Source organism: Streptomyces sp. NPDC051738, from assembly GCF_044453205.1.
Taxonomy (GTDB): domain Bacteria; phylum Actinomycetota; class Actinomycetes; order Streptomycetales; family Streptomycetaceae; genus Streptomyces.
The window spans coordinates 84,833-110,396 of record NZ_JBITCM010000008.1 but is presented as its reverse complement, the minus strand read 5'-3'; the positions used below and the strand labels follow the sequence as shown (position 1 = coordinate 110,396).

Sequence of the window (25,564 nt, the reverse complement as noted above, 5' to 3'; positions counted from 1 at the left end):
CCAGTGTAGTGGCGCGGCGGAGGCAGTCTTGCGCCTCTGCGGAAGGATCACCCGTCCGTGATGCGACGGGTTGGACAACGGGGCCGGAGCGGCATGCTCCGGCCCCGTCGGCTGAGGCTTACGCCTCCTCGTTCACCCAGCTCATGAGCTTGCGCAGCTCCTTGCCGGTGGTCTCAAGCAGGTGCTCGGAGTCCTGCTGCTTGTACTCGTTGTACTTCTTCAGACCACCGTGGTACTCGTCCATCCAGGCCTGGGCGAAGGTGCCGTCCTGGATCTCGGCGAGGACCTTCTTCATCTCGGCCTTGGTGGCGTCGGTGATGATCCGCGGGCCGGTGACGTAGTCGCCCCACTCGGCGGTCTCGGAGATCGACCAGCGCATCTTCTCCAGGCCGCCCTCGTACATGAGGTCCACGATCAGCTTCAGCTCGTGCAGGCACTCGAAGTACGCGATCTCCGGCTGGTAGCCGGCCTCGGTCAGCGTCTCGAAACCGGCCTTGACCAGCGCGGCCGTACCACCGCAGAGAACGGCCTGCTCACCGAACAGGTCGGTCTCGGTCTCCTCGGTGAAGGTCGTCTTGATGACGCCGGCGCGGGTGCCGCCGATGCCCTTGGCGTACGAGAGGGCCAGCGCGAAGGCGTTTCCCGTGGCGTCCTGCTCGACGGCGGCGATACACGGAACGCCGCGGCCCTCCTCGTACTGGCGGCGGACCAGGTGGCCCGGGCCCTTGGGGGCGACCATGCAGACGTCGACGCCGGCCGGGGGCTTGATGAAGCCGAAGCGGATGTTCAGGCCGTGACCGAAGAACAGCGCGTCGCCGTCCTTCAGGTTGTCCTTGATGTGCTCCTCGTAGACCTGGGCCTGGATCGGGTCCGGGACGAGGATCATGATGACGTCGGCCTCGGCGGCGGCCTCCGACGGGGTCACCACGCGCAGGCCCTGCTCCTCGGCCTTCGCCTTGGACTTGGAGCCCTCGTGCAGACCGACACGCACGTCGACACCCGAGTCACGGAGCGACAGCGCGTGGGCGTGGCCCTGGCTGCCGTAACCGATGACCGCGACCTTGCGGCCCTGGATGATGGACAGGTCGGCGTCGGCGTCGTAGAACAGCTCGGCCACTTTGGGTTCTCTCCTTGTGTGCAGGTGTTGCGTCCCACCGTATGCCGGGGGGCGGAAGGGAAGTCGCGGGGTCTCGGTATACGGGCGGCCGGTGTCCCCCGGCCGCCCGTATCCATCGTTACGCCGACCGGTCCAGCGCGCGCAGCGAGCGGTCCGTGATCGAACGCGCGCCGCGTCCGATCGCGATCGTGCCGGACTGGACGAGTTCCTTGATGCCGAACGGCTCCAGCATCTTCAGCATGGCCTCCAGCTTGTCGCTGGAGCCGGTGGCCTCGATGGTGACGGCCTCCGGGGAGACGTCGACGGTCTTGGCGCGGAACAGCTGGACGATCTCGACGATCTGGGAGCGCGTCTCGTTGTCGGCGCGCACCTTCACCAGAACGAGTTCGCGCTGAACGGCCGCACCGGGCTCGAGCTCGACGATCTTCAGCACCTCGACGAGCTTGTTGAGCTGCTTGGTGACCTGCTCCAGCGGCAGGGCCTCAACGCTCACCACGATCGTGATGCGGGAGATGTCGGCGTGCTCGGTGACGCCGACGGCGAGCGAGTCGATGTTGAAACCGCGGCGGGAGAAGAGGGCGGCGATCCGGGCCAGGATGCCCGGCTTGTTCTCCACCAGGACGGAGAGCGTGTGCTTGGACATGTCTCTTGGGTCTCTCTCGCTCAGTCGTCTTCGTTGTCGCCGAAGTCGGGGCGGACGTCCCGAGCGGCCATGATCTCGTCGTTGGAGGTGCCGGCGGCGACCATCGGCCACACCATCGCGTCCTCGTGGACGATGAAGTCGACGACGACGGGGCGGTCGTTGATGGAGTTCGCTTCATCGATGACCTTGTCGAGGTCCTCCGGCCGCTCACAGCGGATCGCGTAGCAGCCCATGGCCTCCGACAGCTTCACGAAGTCGGGGACGCGGGTGCCGGCGCTCGGCTGCTTGCCGTCGGCCTCGGGGCCGGAGTGCAGCACGGTGTTGGAGTAGCGCTGGTTGTAGAAGAGGGTCTGCCACTGCCGGACCATCCCGAGGGCACCGTTGTTGATGATGGCGACCTTGATCGGGATGTTGTTCAGGGCGCAGGTGGTGAGTTCCTGATTGGTCATCTGGAAGCAGCCGTCGCCGTCGATCGCCCAGACCGTCTGGTCCGGCTGACCGGCCTTGGCACCCATCGCGGCCGGAACCGCGTAGCCCATCGTGCCCGCACCACCCGAGTTCAGCCAGGTCGCCGGCTTCTCGTACTGGACGTAGTGCGCGGCCCACATCTGGTGCTGGCCGACGCCCGCGGCGAAGATCGTGCCCTGCGGCGCGAGTTGGCCGATGCGCTCGATGACCTGCTGCGGGGCGAGCGAGCCGTTGTCGGGCTGGTCGTAGCCCAGCGGGTACGTCTCGCGCCAGCGGCTGAGGTCCTTCCACCAGGCGGTGTAGTCGCCCTGGTGGCCCTCGGCGTGCTCCTTCTGGACGGCCTGGACCAGGTCGGCGATGACCTCGCGGGCGTCACCGACGATCGGCACGTCGGCGGCGCGGTTCTTGCCGATCTCGGCCGGGTCGATGTCGGCGTGGACGATCTTGGCGTACGGGGCGAAGCTGTCCAGCTTGCCGGTGACGCGGTCGTCGAAGCGGGCTCCGAGGGCGACGATCAGGTCGGCCTTCTGCAGCGCGGTGACGGCGGTGACCGCACCGTGCATGCCCGGCATTCCCACGTGCAGCGGGTGGCTGTCGGGGAATGCGCCGAGCGCCATCAGGGTGGTGGTGACGGGCGCTCCGGTGAGTTCCGCGAGGACCTTCAGCTCGGCGGTGGCGCCGGCCTTGATGACACCGCCGCCGACGTAGAGGACCGGCCGCTTGGCGGCGGTGATCAGCTTGGCGGCCTCGCGGATCTGCTTGGCGTGCGGCTTGGTGACGGGCCGGTAGCCGGGCAGGTCCATCACGGGCGGCCAGGAGAAGGTGGTCTTCGCCTGGAGGGCGTCCTTGGCGATGTCGACCAGGACCGGGCCCGGGCGGCCGGTGGAGGCGATGTGGAATGCCTGCGCGATCACCCGCGGGATGTCCTCGGCCTTGGTGACCAGGAAGTTGTGCTTGGTGATCGGCATCGTGATGCCGACGATGTCCGCCTCCTGGAAGGCGTCCGTGCCGATCGCCTTGGACGCGACCTGCCCGGTGATCGCCACGAGCGGCACCGAGTCCATGTGCGCGTCCGCGATCGGCGTGACCAGGTTGGTGGCGCCGGGGCCGGAGGTCGCCATGCAGACGCCGACCCTGCCGGTGGCCTGCGCATAGCCGGTGGCCGCGTGGCCGGCGCCCTGCTCGTGACGGACCAGGACGTGGCGCACCCTGGTGGAGTCCATCAGCGGGTCGTACGCAGGCAGGATCGCACCGCCCGGAATGCCGAATACCGTGTCGGCGCCGACCTCCTCGAGCGAACGGATGAGGGACTGCGCACCCGTGACGTGCTCGGGGGCGGACTGCTGTCCTCCGGATCGGGGCCGCGGCTGCGGATTATGGGCCCCGGTGGCCTGCTCGGTCATCGGCATTCTCTTCTCGATGCTGAGGGTTTTTGCGAAGTTTGAGCGGAGTTTCGGTGCTGCACCGACTGGGCCTGTGCAACAAAAAACCCCTCGTGCCATAAGGCAAGCGAGGGGAGCGCGCCGGATGCGGTCGCTGGGAGTTCCGGGTCGGTCCGGACGTCACCAGCTTCAGCCGACGCGCTTTCCAAGTACGAGAATTCGGGTGCGCATGGCACTGACCCTCCCCCCGGCACACACCCACTGTCAAGCGGGTGGGACGGGAGTCTCATTATGTGAGCGAAGGGCACTTCCGCCTCCGAGAACGGCCGACACACCACTGGTGTACACCCCGGAGCCGCCACCCGCGAACGCGGGCTCCACCGGTCCGTGCGGCACCGGATAGTGGCCGGAACCGATCGCCCGGCGCAGCCGGTACTCGTCCAGCGGCCCGGAGAACGCCATGCCCTGCCCGTGCGTGCACCCCATCGCCCGCAACGCGACGACCTGCTCCGGCAGGTCCACGCCGTCGGCCACGGACTGCAGCCCGAGGTCTCCGGCGATCCGCAGCAGCCCGCCGGTGATCTTGTGCAGCCGAGCGGACTCGACGACCCCCTCGACCAGACCGCGGTCGAGCTTGAGGACGTCGACGGGAAGCCGACGCAGGGCCGTGATGGCGCCGTATCCGCTACCGAAGCCGTCCAGGGCGACCCGGACACCGAGTCTGCGCAGGCCGCTCAGGCGGCGCTCCAGTTCATCCAGTGAGACACGGGGGTCCAGGTCGGACAGCTCGATGATCAGCGACCCGGACGGCAGCCCGTGCCGGGTCAGCAGCGCCTCGATCGAGCCCAGCGGCATCGACCGGTCCAGCAGCCGACGCGCACCCAACCGCACCGCGACGGGTACCGCGAGCCCGGTCGCGGTGCGCTCGGCGGCCTGCTCGACGGCCTCCTCCAGCATCCAGCGGCCCAGCTCGGCGGTCTTGTCGCTGTCCTCCGCCACTCGCAGGAACTCGGCCGGTGTGAACAGCACCCCTTGCGAGGACCGCCAGCGCGCCTGGGCGGCGACCGACGTGATCCGGCCGTCCGCCAGACACACCACCGGCTGGTGCAGCAGCGCGAACTCGCCGTCGTGCAGCGCGGCACGCAGGCGCGTGGCCAGCTCCGCCTTGCGTACGACGTCCTGCTGCATCTGCGGCTTGTAGAGCTCGACACGGCCCTTGCCGCCCGCCTTGGCGCGGTACATGGCCAGGTCGGCGTTGCGCAGCAGCTCGCCCGCGCCGAGGCCCGGCTCGGCGAAGGCGACGCCGATGGAGGCGTTGACCCGGACATCGTTGCCGTCGATGAGGTACGGCTGCGACAGCGTCACCCTGAGGCGGTCGGCGAGCTCCAGGATGTGTCGTTCGCGGGCGGTGCGGTCACGGGTGTTGTCCCCGACGATCAGTGCCGCGAACTCGTCACCGCCCAGCCGGGAGGCGGTGTCCCCGTGCCGGACCGCCTCCTGGAGTCTGCGGGCGGCCTGGACGAGCAGTTCGTCGCCGGCCTGGTGTCCGATCGTGTCGTTGACGCCCTTGAAGCCGTCGAGGTCGATGAAGAGGACGGCGGTGTTGCGCAGGGCGAGGCCTCGGTCGGTGGCGCGGCGGCCGGACAGGGCCTGCTGCACGCGCTGGGTGAACAGCGCGCGGTTGGGCAGGTCGGTGAGCGGGTCGTGCTCGGCGTTGTGCTGGAGCTGCGCCTGGAGGCGCACTCTTTCGGTCACGTCCCGGCTGTTGAAGATGAGGCCGCCGTGGTGCCGGTTGACGGTCGACTCGACATTGAGCCAGCGGCCCTCGCCGGACCGGAAGCGGCACTCGATGCGCGTAGTGGGTTCCTCAAGTGGGCTGGCGGCGAGGAAGCGGCGCACCTCGTGCACCACGCAGCCCAGGTCCTCCGGGTGGATGAGATTGGCCAGTTCCGTACCCACGAGTTCCTCGGCGGAGCTGCCGTAGACCCCGGCGGCGGCCGGGGAGACGTACCGGAGGATCCCGTTGGGCGCGGCGATCATGATGACGTCGCTGGAGCCCTGCACCAGGGAGCGGAAGTGGTTCTCCTTCTGCGCCAGTTCCTGGGTGAGGGTGATGTTGTCGAGCAGCATGATGCCCTGGCGCACCACGAGGGCGAGCACGACGGTGCCGCCGGTGATGAGCACCACGCGGTCGACGCTGCGGCCGTTGAGGACGTTGTAGAGGATCCCCAGGGTGCACACCGCAGCGGCGAGGTACGGCGTGAGCGCGGCCAGGGAGCCGGCGATCGGCCGGGTGACCGGGTACCGGGTGTGATCACCTCCCGGCGCGGGTGTGTGGTGATGGCTGGTGGCGCGCTGTCCGGGCACATGCTCGTGCACCACGCGCGTGTGCCCTGTGTGGTGCCGGTCGGCCTCCTCGTGCCCCCGCCAGGGCGTGGCCCACGGCGCGTATGCCAGGAGCAGCGAACCGGCGAACCAGCCCGCGTCGAGCAGTTGGCCGGAGCGGTAGCTGTTGTGCAGCAGCGGCGAGGTGAACAGGGCGTCGCACATCACGGTCAGGGCGAGCGCGCCGATCGCGGTGTTGATCGCGGTGCGGTTCGTCGAGGAACGGCGGAAGTGCAGCGCGAGCACCATGCTGACCAGGGCGATGTCGAGCAGCGGGTAGGCGAGCGAGAGCGCGGTGTGCGCCACGCTCGCCCCACCGCCGGCGTCGATCTTGGCCGCCTGAGCCAGGGCGAGGCTCCACGCCAGCGTCAGCAGTGAGCCGCCGATCAGCCAGGCGTCCAGCCCGAGGCAGACCCAGCCGGCCTTGGTCACCGGCCGCTTGGCGAGCACCAGGAGTCCGACGATGGCGGGTGGCGCGAAGCACAGGAAGAACCCGTCGGCGTAGGAGGGGCTGGGCACGGGCCGCTCCAGGACGACCTCGTACCACCCCCAGACCAGGTTGCCGAGGGCGGCCATCGCCGAGGAGAGGGCGAACAGCAGCCAGGCGGGCCTGAAGCGGATACGGCCGCTGCGGGCGTAGCGGAAGCAGGACACGGCGGCGGCGCCGGCCGCGGCCGCCAGACCGAAGTCGCCCATGATCAGCGCGAGTTGGGCCGAACCCCAGCCGAGCGCGGCACCGACGGCGTATCCCGCGCACACCACGGCCAGAACAACTTGCGGGAGCAACCCCGAGCCGTCGCCACAGGACGACAAACGGGGCAGCATCGCGCCGGGCGAAGACTGTGCCCGCAGCGCCGAGTCGAGAGTGGTCGTGGAGGGCGGCGGGCTCACCGGGCCCTCCCGGTCCCCGCCGCTCCCGGGTCCCGAGTGTCCCGGAGCGCCGGCTGCGGATGCCGCCTGCGACTGCTGTGCGTGCGGGGGTGATGGGTGTGACGGCAGGCGTGGCTGCCGTGGTGGCCGCGTCTGCGCGTGGCCGTACCCCAGGGTCGCCGACGGCGGCCCCGCCGCGTCGGATCGCTCGTCCATAGGCCGTGCATCGCCCGTCGCCCCCCTCACAAATCTGAAATGTCCATCCCCGGCGCCGAATGTGCGCGGCGCAACCCCTGTCCGGACGATACACCAGTCTCGTCACTCAGGGACATAGTGCCTCTACGCTCCGTGACGACCAGCGCATATGCGAGTACGGACCGCTTCCACAGGGTTGCGGAGGGTACTCGGACCGGATGAAAAAGCTGTTACGCGCCCGTCGTAAGGATCACGTTGCGCAGAGGTTCGCGGTTCACATAACGACTCAACTGGTCCACCAGGAGCCGCTTGGCGCGCGGTAGGAACGCGGACGTCGGCCCGCCGACATGCGGGCTGATCAGCACGCCCGGCGCACGCCACAGGGGGTGTTCGCGCGGCAGCGGTTCGGGGTCGGTGACGTCCAGGGCGGCGGTGATGCGCCCGGTCTCCAGCTCGGCGAGCAGCGCCTTGGTGTCGACGACGCCTCCCCGGGCCACGTTGACCAGCAGCGCGCCGTCCCTCATGCGGGCGAGGAAGTCGGCGTCGACCAGGTGCCGGGTGGCGTCCGTCAGGGGCGTGGACAGGATGACGACGTCGGCTTCCGGGAGCAGAGCGGACAGTTCGGTGAGCGGATGCACAGGTCCGCGCGCCGTGGTGCGCTCAGAGCGCGCGACGCGCGCCACCCGCGCGAGTTCAAAAGGCGTGAGCCGGTCCTCGATCGCGGCCCCGATCGAGCCGTATCCCACGATGAGGACGTTCTTGTCCGCCAACGCGGGCCGGAACCCGCCGCGCCACTCCCCCTTGTCCTGGGCGCGCACGAAGTCGGGGATGCCGCGCAGCGAGGCCAGGATCAGGGTGAGGGTGAGCTCCGCGGTGCTCGCCTCGTGCACCCCGCGCGCATTGCACAGCCGCACGCCCGGCCGCAGGTGCTTCAGGCCCGGCTCCACATGGTCGGTGCCGGCGGAGAGCGTCTGCACGACCTCCACGGAGCTCATCTCCGGCAGGGGACGCTGCCCGAGCGCGGGCGGCTTCATGTACGGGACGACGTAGAAGGCGCAGTCGGCCGGGTCGGCGGGGAAGTCCTCGGCGCCGTTCCAGAAGCGGTAGTTCGGGCCCTCAGGAAGGCCTTCGATCTCTTCCGGTGGGATGGGGAGCCACACGTCAGCAGTCATGGTCAGGAGGCTATGTCAGGCGAACAGGAGTGCAGAGGTTAGGTTGGGGTGCCGGAAGAGGGAGGGTTACGGCCAGGTGGAGCGTAGGACGATCGGCGCGGCGGCACTCGCGGTGGGAGCCGTCGGGCTCGGGTGCATGCCGATGAGCTGGGCCTACAGCTCGTCGCGGCAGCGGGGCGAGGAGTCGGTCAGGGCGGTGCACCGGGCGCTCGATCTGGGCTCGACGCTGCTGGACACGGCCGACATGTACGGCCCGTTCACCAACGAGCTGCTGGTGGGGCGGGTGTTGAAGGAGCGCCGCCAGGATGCCTTCGTGTCGACCAAGGTCGGCCTGCTGGTCGGCGAACAGCACATCGTGGCCAACGGCCGCCCCGGCTATGTGAAGCGAGCCTGCGACGCCTCTCTGCGCCGCCTGCAGACGGACGTCATCGACCTCTACCAACTGCACCGCGCGGACCCCGAAGTTCCCGTCGAGGAGACGTGGGGCGCGATGGCGGAACTCGTCCAGGCCGGAAAGGTACGGGCGTTGGGGCTGTGCGCGATGGGCGCGCGAGGCGGCCGCCGCAACGGAGCGCGCCTGCACGACGCGACGATCCGGCAGTTGCGGCGGGTGCAGCAGGTCTTCCCGGTGAGCGCCGTGCAGGCGGAACTGTCGGTGTGGTCGCCGGAGTCGCTGGAGACGCTGCTGCCGTGGTGCGAGGCGCGTGGCGTCGGCTTCCTCGCGGCCATGCCCCTGGGCAACGGCTTCCTGACCGGCACGCTGACCCCCGGGCAGGGCTTCGAACCGGACGACGTCCGCGCCCGGCACCCGCGCTTCACCGCGGAGATGATGGCGGCGAACCAGCCGATCGTCGTCGGCCTGCGCCGGATCGCGGCCCGCCACGGGGACGGCGTCACGCCCGCGCAGGTGGCGCTGGCGTGGGTGCTGGCGCAGGGACGGAACGTGGTCGCGGTGCCGGGGGCCAAGCAGGAGCACTGGGTGACGGAGAACGCCGGGGCCGAGGGGTTGCGGCTGACGCGGGAGGACCTGGCGGAGGTGGCGGAGCTGCCGGGGGCGCGCGGATCCTGGGACTGACGTCCGCAAGGCCCCGGCGGCTCTGATTCAAGGTTCACGGATCGGGAACCTCTGAGGCGCGAGCGGTGTAAGAAAAGTAGAACCCGCCGCGTCGAAGGGACCTTGATCGTGCAACGTCGAGTTGTGGCGGCCGTGACGGCCGCTGCCGCACTCCTGCTGACGGCCGGCTGTTCCTCCGACGGCGGGGGAACGCCGGACGAGGGCAAGAGCGGGGCGTCCAGCAGTGCGGATCCGGGATCGTCGCCCACCCGGCAGGCGGCGGAGACCCCGCCCGCGCAGGGCACGGTCAAGGTGGTGCGCACCGTCGCCGAGGGCCTGAACACCCCCTGGGGCCTGGCCCCGCTCCCCGACGGCGACCTGCTCGTCTCCTCCCGCGACGAGGCCACGATCACGCGGGTCGACGGGGAGACGGGCAAGAAGACCGAACTGGGCGAGGTACCGGGGGTGTCACCGGCAGGCGAGGGCGGCCTCATGGGCCTGGCGCTGTCGCCGGACTACGCCTCGGACCACATGGTCTACGCGTACTTCACCTCGGCCTCGGACAACCGCATAGTCCGCATGCTGTACGACGAGCAGCGGCCGTCCGGCGAGCAACTGGGCGCGCCCGACACGATCTTCAAGGGCATCCCCAAGGGCTATATCCACAACGGCGGCCGGATCGCCTTCGGCCCGGACAAGATGCTGTACGCGGGCACGGGCGAGAGCGGTGACACCGGGCTGTCCCAGAACAAGGAGTCCACGGGCGGCAAGATCCTGCGCCTGACACCGGAAGGCGAACCGGCCCCCGGCAACCCCTTCCCGAACTCCCCGGTGTACTCGTACGGCCACCGGAATGTGCAGGGCCTGGCCTGGGACGCCCAACAGCGCCTGTTCGCCGCCGAGTTCGGCCAGGACACCTGGGACGAGCTGAACGCGATCAAGCCGGGCGGCAACTACGGCTGGCCCGAGGTCGAGGGCAAGTCCGACGACAGCAAGTACCAGAACCCGCTGGCCCAGTGGGGCACCGACGACGCCTCCCCCAGTGGCGTCGCCTACGCCGAGGGCTCCGTCTGGATGGCCGGTCTGAAGGGCCAGCGTCTGTGGCGCATCCCGCTGAACGGCACGGAGGCCTCGGCGGACCCGCAGGCGTTCCTGGAGGGCGAGTACGGCCGTCTGCGCACGGTCGTCCCGGCGGGCGGCGACAAGCTGTGGCTGACGACGAGCAACACGGACGGACGGGGCGATCCCAAGGACGGGGACGACCGGATTCTGGAGGTGCAGGTGAGCTGAGAGCCCCCCTACTCCGCCCCGTCTGTCTCCTCCGCCGACGGCTCGGGCGGCCGTACGACCACCTTCCCGGACGCGAGATCTATCGGACCCCGCCCGGGGTCGTTGTCCCCGACGTCCTCACGGGTCAGTTCCAGACGGTTCTGCTCGTCGCGGGTGTGCTTGCGGCCGGGAGCGAAGAGTTCCTCGAAGGCGTTGAACACCGAACCTCCCTTGGCCGACGCGACGTCCCTTACAGCGTAAACCTCAGCTTCTCGTTCCGGATGTGACTGTTTCAGCCGAGAACAACCCCATCCGATGCGCCATCGCGGCTGCTTCCCCTCTCCCTGAGACGCCGAGCTTCCCGAGAATGTTCGAAACGTGGACGCTGGCCGTCTTCGGGGAGATGAAGAGCTCCTCGGCGATCTGGCGGTTGGTGCGGCCGGCGGAGACCAGACGCAGGACGTCCCGTTCCCGGGTGGTGAGGCCGAGGGAGTCGGCCGGGTCGGCCGGGGGCGGGGCCGCGGTGAGGGAGAGGCGGGCCCGCTGGGCCAGGTGGGCCGTGGCCTCGGCGAGGGGGCGGGCACCCAGGTGGGTGGCGGTGGCCCGGGTCAGGCGGAGCAGTTCCGTGGCGCGGGCGCGCTCGTCCTCGCCGCCGATCTCCAGCAGTGCCTCGGCGAGGCGGTGGCGTACCTGGGCGAGGTCGTAGGGGCGCTCCAGGGCTTCGAAGGCGGTGACCACGTCCGACCAGGTGTCGGCGGTGGCCCGGCTCTGGGCGCGGTCGAGTTCGGCTCGGGTCCACTTGTCGTAGGCCAGCCACAGGGGTGCGCCCGTGGTGAGCTTGCGGACGGTCTCGAAGAGCCGTTCCAGGTAGGCGGCGCGGCCCTTCTGCGCGGCGGGCAGCGTGTGGGCGCGGGCGTCGGACTCGGCGAGGGCGGCGGCCAGCAGCAGCGGCCAGGCGTAGCGCTGGGTGCCGGGTGGGAAGCCGGCGCTCAGGGCCCGGTCACCCTCGGCTCGGGCGTCGAGGAGGCGGCCCTCGGCGGCGGCTATGCCGATGGTGAGGCAGGCCATCGGCAGGTTGCTCTGCGGCACGGAGTCGTGGGTGCCGTAGGTGGCGCGGGCGGCGGCCAGATGGCCGGCGGCCTCGCCGACCTCGCCACGGGAGAGCGCAAGGTGGGCAAGGCTGTTGGCGCCGCCGCCGTGCGGCTTGGCGGCACGCCCCGTGCGCTGGGCGTTGATCGCGGCCTCGACGGCCTCGTCCCAACGGCCCAGGGCGATCAGTGACTCGGCGAGGTTCGCCCAGATCCAGGCCTCGGTGTCGCGCAGGCCCGTCTTCTGGGTCAGCAGCAGTCCCTCCCGCAGAAGGCCCACGGCCTCCTCGGAGCGGCCGACGCCTTCCAGGACGGACGGCAGGTTCACATGGCTGCGTCCGACCACGGCGGTGAGACCGCGAGCCAGCGCCTCGTCCTTGACCTCGTACATCTGGGCCAGTCCGGCCTCGATCTGGCCGGCGTCGACCATGAGTCCGCCGAGTGTGAGCCGCGCGTTGAGTTCGATGTCCTCGGCGCCGACCATGCGCGCGTACTCGACGGCCCGCTCGGCGGCGGACATGGCGTCGGGGCCGGGGTCACGCAGCATCGACCAGTTGGCGGCGGCGGCGAGCACCTCGGCGTGCACCTCGGACGGCGGCAGACCGCGCACCAGCTGCTGCGCGGTGGCCAGCTCCTTCCAGCCGTCGCCGCGGGCCTGGGCCTGGACCAGTCGGGAGCGCTGGACCCAGAACCAGGCGGCGCGCAGGGGGTCGCCGTCCTCCTCCAGCAGATGCAGGGCCCGCTTGGTGATCTTCAGGGCGCGTTCGCGCTCCCCGCAGAGCCGTCCGGCGACGGCGGCCTCGGCCATGAGGTCGAGATAGCGCAGGGGTGTGGTGGCGGGATCGCAGCCGCAGGGAGGATAGACCTCGGTGTAGTCGACGGGGCGCAGCGTGGCCCGTACGTCCTCGGGGGCGGAGTCCCACAGCTCCATCGCGCGTTCCAGCAGCCGCAGTTGCTCGGAGTGGGCGTGCCGGCGGCGGGCGGTGACCGAGGCGTCCAGGACGGCGGGCAGGGCCTTGGCCGGGTCGTGGGCGTGGTACCAGTAGCTGGCCAGCCGCATGACGCGTTCGTCGGCCGGGACGAGCGTCGGATCGGTCTCCAGGGCCTCGGCGTAGCGGCGGTTGAGGCGGGAGCGCTCGCCGGGCAGCAGGTCGTCGCCGACGGCCTCGCGGACCAGGGAGTGCCGGAAGCGGTAGCCGTCGCCGCCGGGCGCGGCGGCGAGGATGTTGGCGTTGACGGCGGCCCGCAGCGCCTCGATGAGGTCGTCCTCGGCGAGCCGGGCGACGGCGGCGAGCAGCGGGTACTCGACGGTGGAGCCGCCCTCGGCGACGATCCGGGCGACCCGTTGTGCGCTCTCGGGCAGTCGCTCGACGCGGACCAGGAGCAGGTCGCGCAGGGAGTCGGTGAGGCCGGTGCAGCTGCCCTCGTGGGCGGCGACGGCGAGTTCCTCGACGAAGAAGGCGTTGCCGTCGGAGCGTTCGAAGATCGCGTCGACCTGGGCCGGGTCGGGTTCGCAGGCCAGGATTCCGGCGATCTGGCGACCGACCTCGGCACGGTTGAAGCGGCCGACTTCGATACGGCGGACCGTGCGCAGGCGGTCGAGTTCGGCGAGGAGCGGGCGCAGGGGGTGGCGGCGGTGGATGTCGTCGGAGCGGTAGGTGGCCAGGACGACGAGGCGGCCGGTGCGCAGGGTGCGGAAGAGGTAGGCGAGGAGGTGGCGGGTGGAGGCGTCGGCCCAGTGCAGGTCCTCCAGGGCGACGACGACGGTGCGGTCGGCGGCGAGGCGTTCCAGGAGGCGGGCGGTGAGTTCGAAGAGGCGGGCCATGCCCTCCTCGTCGGACCGGTCCGCGCCGCGGGCCGGCGCCGTCTCGCCCAACTCGGGCAGCAGCCGGGCCAGTTCCTCCTCCTGGCCGGCGGCAGCGGCGGCGAGCTCGTCGGGGAGTTCGCGGCGCAGGGCGCGCAGTGCGGTGGAGAACGGGGCGAACGGCAGTCCGTCGGCGCCGATCTCGACACAGCCGCCGAGCACGACGACGGCGCCCGCGCGGGCGGCCGCGTCGGCGAACTCCTCGACGAGGCGGGTCTTGCCGACCCCGGCCTCGCCGCCGATCACCAACGCCTGCGGCGGCGCGGGCGAGGGAGTCGTGCAGCGTCTCCAACTCTGCTGCGCGACCTACGAATACGGGGCTGACGGACCGGCTCTCCACTTGGCCGAGCATCGCACGTGGTGGGGGCAGATGGGCAACGGTTTTCGCCGGGCTCGGCGTCTTGGGCGCCGCCCTCTGGGCTGGGATTGCCTCCCCCGCCTTCACGCGGCACGCGGACGTCGGTGCCTTCGGCTGCGCCAAGTATGCGACTCCGCCTCCCCCACCCCCTCAGCGGAGCGTTCCCCGGCCTGGCGGCGGGTCGCCCGGCGGGAGCGGACGGCCTCACGGACCAGGCGCTCGTGCTCGGCCCGGCGGATCAGTTCGGCGGAACGGATGTGGTGGCCCTCGTAGTCGTACACGGGTGGTCCCTCGTTTTCCCTGGTGAGACGCGGGTTCTGGCGTCGCATTGCGCGATGCCTCCACCTTCGTCTCCCAGGCGGGTCCGCCACATCGGGAGAGTTCCGCATCTTCGCCGGTGGGCGGGGCCTTAGACACGCGTGAGGGGCCTCAGGGCGCCGTCTGAGGTGCTTACGGCGGCCCTGGGACCCCTCGGGGACCTGCGGTGACTCAGCTCGCTGTCGGCAGGCCGAGCAGGACGTCGGTGTACTTGAGCACGGCCAGTAGCAGGCCGATGACGCCGAGCGCGACACCGCCCCAGGCGACCGACTTGATCCACGTGGCCTGCGGCTTGCCGGGCGCGCCGAAGGCGGGACGGGCGAGCACCACGACGCCGACGATCAGCGCGGCGAGCGCGAACACGCCGGCCCACACGGCGGAGGTCTGCCAGGCGTCGCCGTAGACCTCCTTGATCTGCTGGGCGACGCTCGCGTTCGAGGCGGTCTCCAGCTGGCCGACGAGGGTCTCGCGGGCGGCGGCGACCGTACCGATCCAGCCGCCGGTCAGGGAGACGAGGCCGAGCGCCGCGGAGACGATCGCGCCCGCGCCCTGGCCGACGCCGGTGGGGCCCTCTTCCGTGGCCTCGGCGGTCACCTCGTCCTCGGCCTCGATCTCGTCGTTCTCCGTCACCTCGTCGGAGTCGGTCGCCTCGGGGGCCTCAGTGGCCTTGGTCGTCTTGACGACGTCCACCTTCTCCTCGTCGGTCTTCGCCTCGGTGCCGGAGTCGGCTCCGCTCTCGTCCACTGTCTTCGTTCCCATGCCTCGCACCGTACGGACGCTGTCTGAGAGGTCTCTTAATTTTCGCCGAGGCCTCTTATCGGTCGTTGTGAGCGGCACGCGTGCGTGCCTCACGCCACTCGGGGGCCAGGATCGACCACACCTCGAGGTCGTGCCGCACCCCACGATAGGGGTAGCTCTCCCGGCGCACCCCTTCGCGGGTCATTCCGAGCCTCCGGGCGACATCGAGGCTCGGCGTGTTCCCGGCGGACGCGATCCACTCGACGCGGTGGATGCGGCGCTGCTCGATCGCGAAGTCGATGAGGACACGCATCGCGCGCGTGACGAGCCCGCGTCCGGTGCCGGCGGGCTCCAGCCAGCAGCCGACCTCGGCGTTGCCGTTCTCGGCGTCGAAGTTGAGGAAGAGCACCCCGCCGACGAGTTTGCCGTCCAGCCAGATGCCGTGCAGGGAGCCGATGTCGGCGGCGCGCATGTCGGCGTAGCGCTGGAGCACCTCGCGCGCGGAGTCCACGTCCGTGGCCTTCGCCCCGAAGGGGATGTACTGGTTGATGAAGTCGCGCCCCCGCTCCAGGTGGGCGAGGAACTCCTCGGCGTACCAGGGCTCCAGGGGGCGCAGTTCGGCTCCGTCGTCACCCAGCGATATCGCGTACATCCCGCTGTCGCTCCTCCTTGGCCAGCACGTCCGCCACCTCGGCGTCCGTCGCGGCGGCCAGCCTCTCATGGGCGGCGCGGGACTCGGGCGGCTCGATGCTGATGCGGGGCAGGCGCCGGTCGAGCCAGCGGGGCAGCCACCAGTTGGCGCCGCCGAGCATGTGCATCAGGGCGGGGACGAGGAGGGTGCGCAGGACGAAGGCGTCCAGGGCGACGGCTGCGGCCAGCGCGATGCCGAACATGGCGATCACGCGGTCGCCGCTGAGGACGAAGGCGAGGAAGACCGAGATCATGATGACCGCGGCGGAGTTGATCACCCGGCCGGTCTCGGCGAGGCCGATCCGCACGGCCCGCCGGTTGTCGCCGGTCTCCAGCCACTCCTCGTACATCCGGCTGACCAGGAAGACCTGGTAGTCCATGGACAGGCCGAACAGCACCGACACCATGATCACCGGAAGGAAGGGCTCGATCGGGCCCGCGCGGCCCAGCCCGAGGAGCTCGCTGCCCCAGCCCCACTGGAAGATCGCGACGACGACACCGAAGGCGGCGGCGACGGCGGCAACGTTCATCGCGGCGGCCTTCAGGGGGATCCCGACGGACCGGAAGGCGAGCAGGAGCAGCAGACAGCCCAGGCCGATGACGACGCCCACGAACAGCGGCAGCTTGCCGACGATCACGTCGGCGAAGTCGTCGTAGCCGGCCGTCATGCCGCCGACGTGCACATCGAGCGAGGTGCCGGTCTCGGCGCGCGGCAGGTCCTCGTCGCGCAGCCGGTCGACGAGCTCGCTGGTCTGCCGTGACTGCGGGGAGGACTCCGGTACGACGGTGAGGTACGCGGTGTCACCCTCGGCGTTGTACGTCACCGGGGTCACCGACGCGACGCCCTCGGTGCCCCGCAGGGTGGCGTCGAGGTTGTCCAGGGCGAGCTTGTCGTCGCCGCCGTCGACCTGGGTGACGAGGGTGAGCGGGCCGTTCACGCCGGGGCCGAATCCGTCGGCGAGGAGGTCGTAGGCCTGGCGGGTGGTGGAGGACTCCGGGTTGTTGCCCTGGTCGGAGGTGCCGAGGCGCAGGCCGAGGGTGGGCAGGGCGAGGACCGTGATGACGGCGAGGGCGATCGCGCCGAGCGCCTTGGGGTGGCGCTCGACGAACGCCGACCAGCGGGCGGCGAACCCGGTCGGCAGCTCGGGCTCGGGCCCGTGCTCGACCAGCCGGCGCCGCTCGCGGCGGCTCAGGGCGCGCATGCCGATGAAGGACAGCAGGGCGGGCAGCAGGGTCACGGAGGCGGCGACCGTCAGGACCACGGTCAGGGACGCGGCTATCGCGACGCCGCCCAGGAAGCTCAGCTGCAGGATCAGCATCCCGAGCAGGGCGATGCACACCGTGGCACCCGCGAACACGACCGCACGTCCGGTGGTGGCCACGGCGTTCGTGATCGACTCGGTGACGGCCAGTCCGCGTTTCAGTCCGCGGCGGTGTCTGGTGACGATGAACAGCGCGTAGTCGATGCCGACGCCGAGCCCGATGAGCATCCCGAGCATGGGCGCGAAGTCGGCCACGGTCATGGTGTGCCCGAGCAGCACGATCCCGGCGTACGCGGTGCCGACGCTCACCAGCGCGGTGGCGATGGGCAGCAGCGAGGCGGCGAGCGAGCCGAAGGCGAGGAACAGCACGACCGCGGCGACGGCCACCCCGACGGCCTCGGCGAGATGCCCGCCCGGCGACTCGGTGAGCCCGACGGCGCTGCCGCCCAGCTCCACCTGGAGCCCGTCGGCCTCGGCCTCCCTCGCGGCGTTCACGACGGCCTGCGCCTCGCCCTTGTCGAGGTTCTCGGCGCTGTCGTCGAAGGTGACGACGGCGTACGCCGTGTGCCCGTCCTCGCTGATCCGGGCGGCGCCCTGCTTGCCGTACGGGCCGCCGACGGTCGCGACACCGGGCAGCTCCGCGATCTCGTCCAGGGTGCGGGTCATGGTCTGTTCGACGTCGGCGGCGCGGACGGTGCCGGACGTGGTGTGCCAGACAACGGTGTCACTGTCGCCGCCGAGGCCGGGGAAGCCGTCCTCCAGGAGCTGGGTGGCACGGCCGGACTCGGTGCCGGGGACGTGGTAGTCGTTCGAGTACGCGGAGCCCGTGACGGCGGCGGCCGCGGTCGCCCCGCCGAAGGCGAGCAGCCAGAGCAGTACGGCGACGAGGCGACGTCGGACACACCGGCGTGCAAGAGCTGCCACGGACGTGCTCCCGGGGACTATGTGTGGATCTTTGACCGGGATCAGTCGTTCAGAAAAGTGAACAGCCCGCAAAGAACGCATGAGCGATGTGAGGCAAACTCTGGCAGGCGGTGGAGATCGTTTAGCGCGTTCATGGGTTTATTCACACGAGTGGGAGGCAGATCACAGGACAGTAACGGCCGCTCTGTCGTTCACGCGTGACGCCTCTCACATCAGTCGAACTGGTCGCCCATCGCCATCACCATCACTCCGCCGACCAGCAGCCACAGCGCCCGCCGGGTACGACCCCGGGACCCCAGGAACGCGGCGAGCGCGCAGACAGCGGCCCCGAAGGCGTAGGCGGCCGGGACGAGGGCCGGGGCGGAACCTGTGGCACGAAGGGTCGATGCGGCCAGCCCCGCCAGGGCGAGGAGCATGCCGGTCACGACCGCCGTCCAGCGGGCCCGCCGCGCCACCTGCGCCGGATCCCCGACGTCCGCCAGGTCTTCGTCGCGCTCGTCCTCCAGCGCCTCGGGCTGCTCCGCCTGCTCCTCCCGCGTCTCGGATATCTCGGAATCACCGCGTCCACTCATGGCGGGCGAGCGTAGCGCGTCGCGCTGAGAAACCAGATGCCGGTCCGAAGGGCGGGCTGCTAGCTTCCGAAGGTCAGCCATGACCGCGGCACACCGCCGCCGACCTGGGCAGGTGCATTGTTTGAGCGTCCGACCGAGCTCCTCCGTATCCCCTTCCGCTTCCCCGGACTCAAGGAGCCCGTTCACCGATGCCAGACATCATCCCGCCGGCGACGGGGCCCTCGAATGAGGATCTCGCCAAGCGGCTGACCCACCCCCGCTACCCGCGCAGCAACAGCTACGACCCCCGCTGGGTCGTCGACAACCAGATGGGCCCGAACGCACTCTGGCTGCTGGAGTGGCTGGCCCCCGCCCTCGGCCTGGACGCCCTGCGCCCCTGTGCGCGCGTCCTCGACCTGGGCTGCGGCCGGGCGATGACCTCCGTCTTCCTGGCCAGGGAGTACAACGCCCAGGTCACCGCCGCCGACCTGTGGATCAAGCCCGACGACAACGCCCGGCGCGTGGCCGAGGCGGGCTTCGCCGACCGTGTGCTGCCGGTACACGCCGAGGCGCACGACCTGCCGTTCGCCGAGGGCAGCTTCGATGCGATCGTGAGCATCGACGCGTACCAGTACTTCGGTACGAACGACCTGTATCTGCCCACGCTCACCCGCCTGTTGAAGCCGGGCGGGCGGATCGGCGTCGTCGTGCCGGCGCTGCGGGAGGAGCCGGACGGCATCGAGCCGCCCGAGCATCTGGGGCCGTGGTGGGAGCCCGACTTCTGGTGCTTCCACTCCGCCGACTGGTGGCGCCGGCACTGGACGCGCAGTGGCGCCGTCGAGGTCGAGGCGGCCGACTGGCTGGACGACGGCTGGCGGGACTGGCTGCTGTGGTGCGACGTGATCGCCGAGGAGAGCCCCGAGGAGTTCCATCGCACGATGGCCCGCCGGGTCGGCGAGATGGTGCGGCTCGACGAGGGCCGCGCGCTGGGCTTCGTACGGCTCGTAGGACGCCGTAAGTGACCCTGTGAGCACGACAACGGCCCCGGAGGTACTGCCTCCGGGGCCGCTTGTCCGGGTCTCGGCGCTCAGCCCTCGCTGACGCCCAGCTTCTCCAGGATCAGTTCCTTGACGCGCGCGGCGTCGGCCTGGCCCCGGGTCGCCTTCATGACCGCGCCGACCAGGGCGCCGGCCGCGGCCACCTTGCCGCCGCGGATCTTGTCGGCGATGCCCGGGTTGCCGGCGATGGCCTCCTCGACGGCGGTGGTGAGCGCGCCCTCGTCGGAGACGACCTTCAGACCGCGCTTGTCGACGACCTCGTCCGGGGTGCCTTCGCCCGCGAGAACGCCCTCGATGACCTGGCGGGCCAGCTTGTCGTTGAGGTCGCCCTTCGAGACCAGCTCGGAGACGCGGGCGACCTGGACCGGCGTGATGGCCAGCTCGTCGAGCGACGTGCCCGACTCGTTGGCGCTGCGCGCCAGTTCGCCCATCCACCACTTGCGGGCGGAGGCGGCGTCGGCACCGGCGTCGATCGTGGCGACGATCGGGTCCAGCGCACCGGCGTTGAGGATCGCCTGCATCTCGACGGTGGAGATGCCCCACTCGGCGAGCAGCCGGGTGCGGCGGGCCAGCGGCATCTCCGGCAGCCCGGCGCGGATCTCCTCGACCCACTCGCGGGACGGAGCCACCGGGACGAGGTCCGGCTCGGGGAAGTACCGGTAGTCCTCGGCCTCTTCCTTCACCCGGCCCGAGGTCGTGGACCCCGTGTCCTCGTGGAAGTGCCGGGTCTCCTGGATGATCGTGCCGCCGCTGCTGAGGACGGCCGCGTGCCGCTGGATCTCGAAGCGGGCCGCACGCTCCACGGAACGCAGCGAGTTCACGTTCTTCGTCTCGGAACGCGTGCCGAACTTTTCGGTGCCGTTCGGGCGCAGCGACAGGTTCACGTCGCAGCGCATCTGCCCCATCTCCATGCGGGCTTCCGACACCCCGAGCGCCTTGATGAGCTCGCGCAGCTCACGGACGTACGCCTTGGCGACCTCGGGGGCGCGCTCGCCCGCACCCTCGATCGGCTTGGTGACGATCTCGATGAGCGGGATGCCGGCGCGGTTGTAGTCGAGCAGCGAGTGCGAGGCGCCGTGGATACGGCCCGTCGCGCCGCCGACGTGCGTCGACTTGCCGGTGTCCTCCTCCATGTGGGCGCGCTCGATCTCCACGCGGAAGGTCTCGCCGTCCTCCAGCTGGACGTCGAGGTAGCCGTTGAAGGCGATCGGCTCGTCGTACTGGGAGGTCTGGAAGTTCTTCGGCATGTCCGGATAGAAGTAGTTCTTCCGGGCGAAGCGGCACCACTCGGCGATCTCGCAGTTCAGCGCGAGACCGATCTTGATCGCGGACTCGACGCCGGTCGCGTTGACGACCGGAAGCGCGCCGGGCAGGCCGAGGCAGACGGGGCAGGTCTGCGTGTTGGCGTCCTGACCGAGTTCGGTCGAACAACCGCAGAACATCTTGGTCTTGGTGCCGAGTTCGACATGGACCTCAAGGCCCATGACGGGGTCGTACGACGCAAGCGCGTCCTCGTACGACACCAGGTCGGTCGTGGTGGTCACGGTGAAACTTCCCTCTCAGCCCAGCAGGACGTCGTCGTCGCCCAGCCGCTTCAGCTCGCGGTAGAGGATGGCGAGGCCGCTGACGATCGCGGCGGCGGACACGGCGGCGTCGATCAGGCGCAGCGTGTCGCTCTCCACGCGGGCCTTCTTGGCCTGCTTGGCGACGTTGACCGCACCGAACGCGGTGGTGGCCATGGACAGGTACAGACCGGACTTGGACTTCTTGAAGCCCTTGGCCTTGGACAGTGCCTTACTCACAGCGACGGAGCCTCCTCGAGCAGCGGGTGCCCCCACTTTTCCACGAAGGCGGCCTCGACGGCGGCGCCGACCTTGTACAGGCGGTCGTCCTTCATCGCCGGGGCGATGATCTGCAGGCCGACCGGGAGGTTGTCCTCCGGGGCCAGACCGCAGGGCAGGGACATGGCCGAGTTGCCCGCGAGGTTCGTCGGGATGGTGCAGAGGTCGGCGAGGTACATCGCCATCGGGTCGTCGGCGCGCTCGCCGATCGCGAAGGCGGTGGTCGGCGTCGTCGGGGAGACGATGACATCCACCTGCTCGAAGGCCTTCTCGAAGTCGCGCGTGATGAGCGTGCGGACCTTCTGGGCGCTGCCGTAGTACGCGTCGTAGTAGCCGGAGCTGAGCGCGTACGTGCCGAGCATGATGCGGCGCTTCACCTCGGGGCCGAAGCCCGCCTCACGGGTGAGGGAGGTGACCTCCTCGGCGGAGCGCGTGCCGTCGTCGCCGTTGCGCAGGCCGTAGCGCAGGCCGTCGAAGCGGGCGAGGTTGGAGGAGCACTCGGAGGGCGCGATCAGGTAGTACGCGGAGAGCGCGAGGTCGAAGGACGGACAGTCCAGCTCGACGATCTCGGCGCCCAGCCCCTTGAGCAGCTCGACGGACTCGTCGAACCGCTGGATGACGCCGGCCTGGTAGCCCTCGCCGCGGAACTGCTTGACGACGCCGACGCGCATGCCGGCGACGCTGCCGTTGCGGGCGGCCTCGACGACCGGCGGGACCGGGGCGTCGATCGACGTGGAGTCGAGCGGGTCGTGCCCGGCGATGACCTCGTGGAGCAGGGCCGCGTCCAGGACCGTACGGGCACAGGGCCCGCCCTGGTCGAGGGAGGACGAGAAGGCGACCATGCCGTAGCGCGAGACGGCCCCGTACGTCGGCTTCACGCCGACCGTGCCGGTGACGGAGGCGGGCTGGCGGATGGAGCCGCCGGTGTCGGTGCCGATGGCGAGGGGCGCCTGGAAGGAGGCGAGCGCGGCGGAGGAGCCGCCACCGGAGCCGCCGGGGATCTTGGTGAGGTCCCAGGGGTTGCCGGTCGGGCCGTACGCGCTGTTCTCGGTGGAGGACCCCATGGCGAACTCGTCCATGTTGGTCTTGCCGAGAATGACGACGTCAGCGGCCTTCAGACGCTTGGTGAGGGTGGCGTCGTACGGCGGAATCCACCCCTCAAGGATCTTCGAGCCGACGGTCGTCGGAATGCCCTCGGTGGTGAAGATGTCCTTCAGCGCGAGCGGGACGCCGGCCAGCGGGCCGAGCTTCTCGCCCTTGGCGCGCTTGTCGTCGACGGCGCGGGCCTGCGCGAGGGCGCCCTCGCGGTCGACGTGCAGGAAGGCGTGCACCTTCTCGTCGACGGCCTCGATGCGGGCGAGGTGGGCCTCGGCGACCTGCACGGCCGTGAGCTCACCGGAAGCGATCTTCGCGGCGGTCTCGGCGGCCGTGAGCTTGATGATGTTGTCCGTCATGGCGGTTAGTCCTCCCCCAGGATCTGCGGCACCTTGAAACGCTGCTGCTCCTGGGCCGGGGCGCCGGAGAGCGCCTGCTCGGGGGTGAGCGACGGACGGACCTCGTCCACGCGCATGACGTTCGTCAGCGGGAGCGGGTGCGAGGTCGGCGGTACGTCTTGGTCGGCGACCTCACTGACGCGTGCGACCGCGCCGATGATGTCGTCCAGCTGTCCCGCGAAGTGCTCGAGCTCTTCGGGCTTCAGCTCCAGACGCGCCAGCCGTGCGAGGTGGGCGACCTCCTCGCGCGTGATGCCAGGCATGCAGCGATCCTCTGGGGTGAGTGTGTGGTGTTTGGGCCCAATCCTATGGGGCGGGGGCCTGTGCCCGTGAAACGGATTCCCCGGGGCGGGCGTACGCCTGCCCCGGCACTCACATGTACGCCCCACAAGTTACTCGGCGGCAGGAAGCGCCGCCCGAGGCCTCTGCCACCCCCGCGAACCCCGTGCCCGCAGCCAAGCCGTCGTCTCCTCCGGCGGCATCGCCGCCGCGACCAGCCACCCCTGGACGGCGTCGCAGCCCAGGTCCCGCAGGCGTTCCCAGGTCTCGTCGTCCTCGACGCCCTCGGCGACGACGAGCAGACCGAGGGAGTGCGCCAGGTCCACCGTGCAGCGCACGATCTCCGCGTCCTCGACGTCGAACGCGAGCCGCGCCACGAACGAGCGGTCGATCTTCAGCTCGCTCACCGGCAGCCGTCTGAGGTGCACGAGGGACGAGTACCCCGTGCCGAAGTCGTCCAGGGACATCTTCACGCCGTGCCCGGTCAGCCCGGCGAGCGTGTCGGCGGCCCGCTGCGGGTCCTCCAGGAGGACGTGTTCCGTTATCTCCAGCTGGAGCGCTCCCGCCGGAACACCGTGCCGGGCCAGCCGCGCCGCGACGGAACCCGCGAATCCGGGGGTGTGGACGTCACGGGGCGAGACATTGACCGCCACCGGCACGAACAGACCCTGCGAGCGCCACTGCGCCACCTGCCCGAGCGCCGTCTCCAGCACGTACTCCGTCAGATGCGGCATCAGACCGGACGACTCGGCGATCGCTATGAACTCGTCCGGCGGCACCTTCCCGCGTTCGGGATGCACCCAGCGCACCAACGCCTCAAGGCCGGCGACCTGTCCGTCGAAGCGGACCTTCGGCTGGTAGTGCAGTTCGACCTCGTGCGCGTCGAGCGCCCGGCGCAGATCCCCCAGCAGGCCCAGCCGGTCCGGGGTGTTGGAGTCCCGCTTCGACTCGTAGACCTCTACGCCCGTACGGTCCCGCTTCGCCTGGTACATCGCCACGTCCGCGCGCCGCAGCAACCCCTCGGCGTCGAGGGCGTGGTCGGGGAAGACGGCGACTCCGGCGCTGGCCTCCAGGACCAGGGTGAGCCCGTCGAGGTCGAGCGGGGAGCTGAGGGCGGTGACCAGGCCGCGGGCGACCCGGGTCGCGGACGTCGTGGAGTCGGCGACCGGCAGTAAGACGGCGAACTCGTCGCCGCCGAGCCGCGCGGCCTCCGCTCCGCGCGGCAGGGCGAGCCGCAGTCGGTCCGCTATCTGCAGCAGCAACCGGTCACCGGCGAGATGACCGAGCGTGTCGTTGACCGATCGGAACCGGTCGAGGTCGATCAGCATCAGGGCGGACCGGGCGCCGATGCGCTCGGCGTCGTCGAGCGCGGTCCAGATGCGCTCCAGCAGCCACTGCCGGTTGGGCAGCCCGGTCAGCGGGTCGCGCAGCTGCTCCTCCGCCCTGGCCCGGGCGATCCACAGGGTGGAGTCCAGGGCGATGAGGGGGATGGAGAACAGCGGCAGCAACAGGGGCTTGGCGATGGCGACAACGCACACCAGCGGTGCGATGCCGAGCAGCGCGACGGCGACCAGGCCCTGCCTGACGAGGGCGGTGCGGGCGACGGTGGGCAGGCCGCCGTGCGGGGTGTGCAGATACCAGAGCAGGACGCGGGTGACCGCCAGGTATGCGGCGGCGACGAGCACCACGCCGGGGGCGGTGTAGAGCGTCCAGGTGTCGGGGTTCCAGGGGTTCTCGACGGTGGGCACGCGGCCGAAGGCGGCCAGCACGAGGGCGCCGGCGGCGATGCCGAGGATGTCCACCGCGCCGTGCAGTACGCCCTGCCGCCAGCGGCCCCGGCGGGCGATGCCGACCAGGACGACGACGGTGAGGCTGACCATGCCCGCGGGCACCCAGCCGTACAGCATCAGCACGGCGAGGGTGAGCGCGGCGCCGGAGCCGGTGCCGCCCCACCAGCGGGCGCGGCCGAGCGCCACCAGATGGCCGACGATGACGCCGGTCAGCACCGCCAGGGACCAACCGACGGTGCCGGACGGGAAGAGGGCGTGGTTTCCGGTGAACGCCCGGTAGAACCCGGCGCCCAGCACGAACCCGGCCGCCGCGACGACCGCCGCGGGCAGCGCGGGCCAGGACAGGTGCCGTTCGTGGTCGGACCCCGGCAGCCCGGCGGCGCGCGCGGCGGCGCCGCCGTCCGCCACGGTGTGCGGTCCGGCGGCGCTCCCCGCGCCTCTTTCCGCGCGCGAACGTTGCGCGGTCCGCGTCGCCCACCCTCGCCATGCGCCGGCGAGCCGGCGCAGTCGTGAGTCCGGGGCGGCACTCTCGGTCGGTTCCATTCCCGTCCCTCTCACAGCCGGCGGTGCCCACGCCACGCGGCCCGATGCCCGACAACAACCCTCAACGGCACCGCGTTGGAAAACCCTTCCCCCTCCCTGCAAAAGCCCTTCAAGAGCAAGGGGATGCCCCAACCGCAGCTGGGCACGGCAGGCGCACCCCTCAACAGTAGGCCGCAGAAGGCTTCCACGGGCCCCGGTCGTCGACGGTTGCC

Annotated in this window: 19 protein-coding genes and 1 pseudogene; 3 read left to right on the top strand and 17 right to left on the bottom strand. The window is 70.8% G+C overall.

The window, feature by feature from the left end:
* Positions 1–118 precede the first annotated feature (118 nt).
* The 5 genes from ilvC to ACIA8X_RS20255 form a co-directional block, all read right to left on the bottom strand.
* Positions 119–1,117, bottom strand: coding sequence for a ketol-acid reductoisomerase (gene ilvC / locus ACIA8X_RS20275; protein ID WP_393450830.1), 999 nt, complete (start codon positions 1,115–1,117; stop codon positions 119–121).
* Positions 1,118–1,235: 118 nt separating this feature from the next.
* Complete coding sequence (ilvN, locus tag ACIA8X_RS20270) at positions 1,236–1,760, bottom strand: acetolactate synthase small subunit (protein ID WP_393450833.1); 525 nt, start codon at positions 1,758–1,760, stop codon at positions 1,236–1,238.
* 20 nt (positions 1,761–1,780) lie between these two features.
* Positions 1,781–3,637, bottom strand: a complete 1,857-nt coding sequence (locus ACIA8X_RS20265) for an acetolactate synthase large subunit (RefSeq protein ID WP_399458809.1) — start codon at positions 3,635–3,637, stop codon at positions 1,781–1,783.
* Between the two features lie 237 nt (positions 3,638–3,874).
* Positions 3,875–6,886, bottom strand: coding sequence for a putative bifunctional diguanylate cyclase/phosphodiesterase (locus ACIA8X_RS20260; RefSeq protein ID WP_393450839.1), 3,012 nt, complete (start codon positions 6,884–6,886; stop codon positions 3,875–3,877).
* A 404-nt stretch (positions 6,887–7,290) separates the two neighbouring features.
* The gene (locus tag ACIA8X_RS20255; protein WP_393450842.1) at positions 7,291–8,232 is read right to left on the bottom strand and encodes a 2-hydroxyacid dehydrogenase; all 942 of its coding nucleotides are present in this window, start codon (positions 8,230–8,232) and stop codon (positions 7,291–7,293) included.
* A gap of 76 nt (positions 8,233–8,308) precedes the next feature.
* On the opposite strand from ACIA8X_RS20255, the gene ACIA8X_RS20250 reads away from it, so the two are divergent.
* Positions 8,309–9,307, top strand: coding sequence for an aldo/keto reductase (locus ACIA8X_RS20250; RefSeq protein ID WP_393450845.1), 999 nt, complete (start codon positions 8,309–8,311; stop codon positions 9,305–9,307).
* A gap of 102 nt (positions 9,308–9,409) precedes the next feature.
* The gene (locus tag ACIA8X_RS20245; protein WP_399458808.1) at positions 9,410–10,576 is read left to right on the top strand and encodes a PQQ-dependent sugar dehydrogenase; all 1,167 of its coding nucleotides are present in this window, start codon (positions 9,410–9,412) and stop codon (positions 10,574–10,576) included.
* Between the two features lie 8 nt (positions 10,577–10,584).
* Here the strand turns inward: ACIA8X_RS20245 and ACIA8X_RS20240 are convergent, their stop codons facing one another.
* The 7 genes and pseudogenes from ACIA8X_RS20240 to ACIA8X_RS20210 all read right to left on the bottom strand — a co-directional run bounded on the left by ACIA8X_RS20240 (position 10,585) and on the right by ACIA8X_RS20210 (position 18,369).
* Positions 10,585–10,776 (bottom strand): DUF6191 domain-containing protein, encoded by a 192-nt coding sequence (locus ACIA8X_RS20240; RefSeq protein ID WP_393450851.1) that lies wholly within the window; start codon positions 10,774–10,776, stop codon positions 10,585–10,587.
* A gap of 43 nt (positions 10,777–10,819) precedes the next feature.
* Positions 10,820–13,859, bottom strand: a pseudogene (locus ACIA8X_RS20235) (AAA family ATPase).
* Positions 13,860–13,948: 89 nt separating this feature from the next.
* Positions 13,949–14,146: a hypothetical protein gene (locus tag ACIA8X_RS20230; RefSeq protein WP_399458807.1), complete on the bottom strand. Its 198-nt coding sequence runs from the start codon at positions 14,144–14,146 to the stop codon at positions 13,949–13,951.
* Positions 14,147–14,354: 208 nt separating this feature from the next.
* The gene (locus ACIA8X_RS20225) at positions 14,355–14,942 is read right to left on the bottom strand and encodes a hypothetical protein (protein WP_399458806.1); all 588 of its coding nucleotides are present in this window, start codon (positions 14,940–14,942) and stop codon (positions 14,355–14,357) included.
* Positions 14,943–14,997: 55 nt separating this feature from the next.
* Positions 14,998–15,573: a GNAT family N-acetyltransferase gene (locus tag ACIA8X_RS20220; protein ID WP_399458805.1), complete on the bottom strand. Its 576-nt coding sequence runs from the start codon at positions 15,571–15,573 to the stop codon at positions 14,998–15,000.
* Positions 15,551–17,797 (bottom strand): MMPL family transporter, encoded by a 2,247-nt coding sequence (locus ACIA8X_RS20215; RefSeq protein ID WP_399458804.1) that lies wholly within the window; start codon positions 17,795–17,797, stop codon positions 15,551–15,553. Before ACIA8X_RS20215 ends, ACIA8X_RS20220 begins: the two co-directional genes overlap by 23 nt.
* Positions 17,798–18,009: 212 nt before the next feature.
* Positions 18,010–18,369, bottom strand: coding sequence for a hypothetical protein (locus ACIA8X_RS20210; protein WP_399458803.1), 360 nt, complete (start codon positions 18,367–18,369; stop codon positions 18,010–18,012).
* Between the two features lie 188 nt (positions 18,370–18,557).
* On the opposite strand from ACIA8X_RS20210, the gene ACIA8X_RS20205 reads away from it, so the two are divergent.
* Positions 18,558–19,370, top strand: coding sequence for an SAM-dependent methyltransferase (locus ACIA8X_RS20205; RefSeq protein WP_399458802.1), 813 nt, complete (start codon positions 18,558–18,560; stop codon positions 19,368–19,370).
* Positions 19,371–19,435: 65 nt separating this feature from the next.
* Here the strand turns inward: ACIA8X_RS20205 and gatB are convergent, their stop codons facing one another.
* The 5 genes from gatB to ACIA8X_RS20180 form a co-directional block, all read right to left on the bottom strand.
* The gene (gatB, locus tag ACIA8X_RS20200; protein ID WP_393450875.1) at positions 19,436–20,950 is read right to left on the bottom strand and encodes an Asp-tRNA(Asn)/Glu-tRNA(Gln) amidotransferase subunit GatB; all 1,515 of its coding nucleotides are present in this window, start codon (positions 20,948–20,950) and stop codon (positions 19,436–19,438) included.
* A 15-nt stretch (positions 20,951–20,965) separates the two neighbouring features.
* Positions 20,966–21,208, bottom strand: coding sequence for a hypothetical protein (locus tag ACIA8X_RS20195; protein ID WP_393450878.1), 243 nt, complete (start codon positions 21,206–21,208; stop codon positions 20,966–20,968).
* Complete coding sequence (gene gatA / locus ACIA8X_RS20190) at positions 21,205–22,701, bottom strand: Asp-tRNA(Asn)/Glu-tRNA(Gln) amidotransferase subunit GatA (RefSeq protein ID WP_393450881.1); 1,497 nt, start codon at positions 22,699–22,701, stop codon at positions 21,205–21,207. Before gatA ends, ACIA8X_RS20195 begins: the two co-directional genes overlap by 4 nt.
* A 5-nt stretch (positions 22,702–22,706) precedes the next feature.
* On the bottom strand, positions 22,707–23,003 hold the full coding sequence (gene gatC / locus ACIA8X_RS20185) for an Asp-tRNA(Asn)/Glu-tRNA(Gln) amidotransferase subunit GatC (protein ID WP_031485327.1): 297 nt from the start codon (positions 23,001–23,003) through the stop codon (positions 22,707–22,709).
* A gap of 129 nt (positions 23,004–23,132) precedes the next feature.
* Positions 23,133–25,352 (bottom strand): putative bifunctional diguanylate cyclase/phosphodiesterase, encoded by a 2,220-nt coding sequence (locus ACIA8X_RS20180; RefSeq protein WP_393450884.1) that lies wholly within the window; start codon positions 25,350–25,352, stop codon positions 23,133–23,135.
* Positions 25,353–25,564: the final 212 nt, after the last annotated feature.

Bases quoted from the DNA above. Each gene is read 5' to 3' on its own strand.
- ilvN (WP_393450833.1), bottom strand. From the start codon at position 1,760: ATGTCCAAGCACACGCTCTCCGTCCTGGTGGAGAACAAGCCGGGCATC.
- ACIA8X_RS20265 (WP_399458809.1), bottom strand. From the start codon at position 3,637: ATGCCGATGACCGAGCAGGCCACCGGGGCCCATAATCCGCAGCCGCGG.
- ACIA8X_RS20255 (WP_393450842.1), bottom strand. From the start codon at position 8,232: ATGACTGCTGACGTGTGGCTCCCCATCCCACCGGAAGAGATCGAAGGC.
- ACIA8X_RS20225 (WP_399458806.1), bottom strand. From the start codon at position 14,942: ATGGGAACGAAGACAGTGGACGAGAGCGGAGCCGACTCCGGCACCGAG.
- ACIA8X_RS20220 (WP_399458805.1), bottom strand. From the start codon at position 15,573: ATGTACGCGATATCGCTGGGTGACGACGGAGCCGAACTGCGCCCCCTG.
- ACIA8X_RS20210 (WP_399458803.1), bottom strand. From the start codon at position 18,369: ATGAGTGGACGCGGTGATTCCGAGATATCCGAGACGCGGGAGGAGCAG.
- ACIA8X_RS20205 (WP_399458802.1), top strand. From the start codon at position 18,558: ATGCCAGACATCATCCCGCCGGCGACGGGGCCCTCGAATGAGGATCTC.
- gatA (WP_393450881.1), bottom strand. From the start codon at position 22,701: ATGACGGACAACATCATCAAGCTCACGGCCGCCGAGACCGCCGCGAAG.
- gatC (WP_031485327.1), bottom strand. From the start codon at position 23,003: ATGCCTGGCATCACGCGCGAGGAGGTCGCCCACCTCGCACGGCTGGCG.
- ACIA8X_RS20180 (WP_393450884.1), bottom strand. From the start codon at position 25,352: ATGGAACCGACCGAGAGTGCCGCCCCGGACTCACGACTGCGCCGGCTC.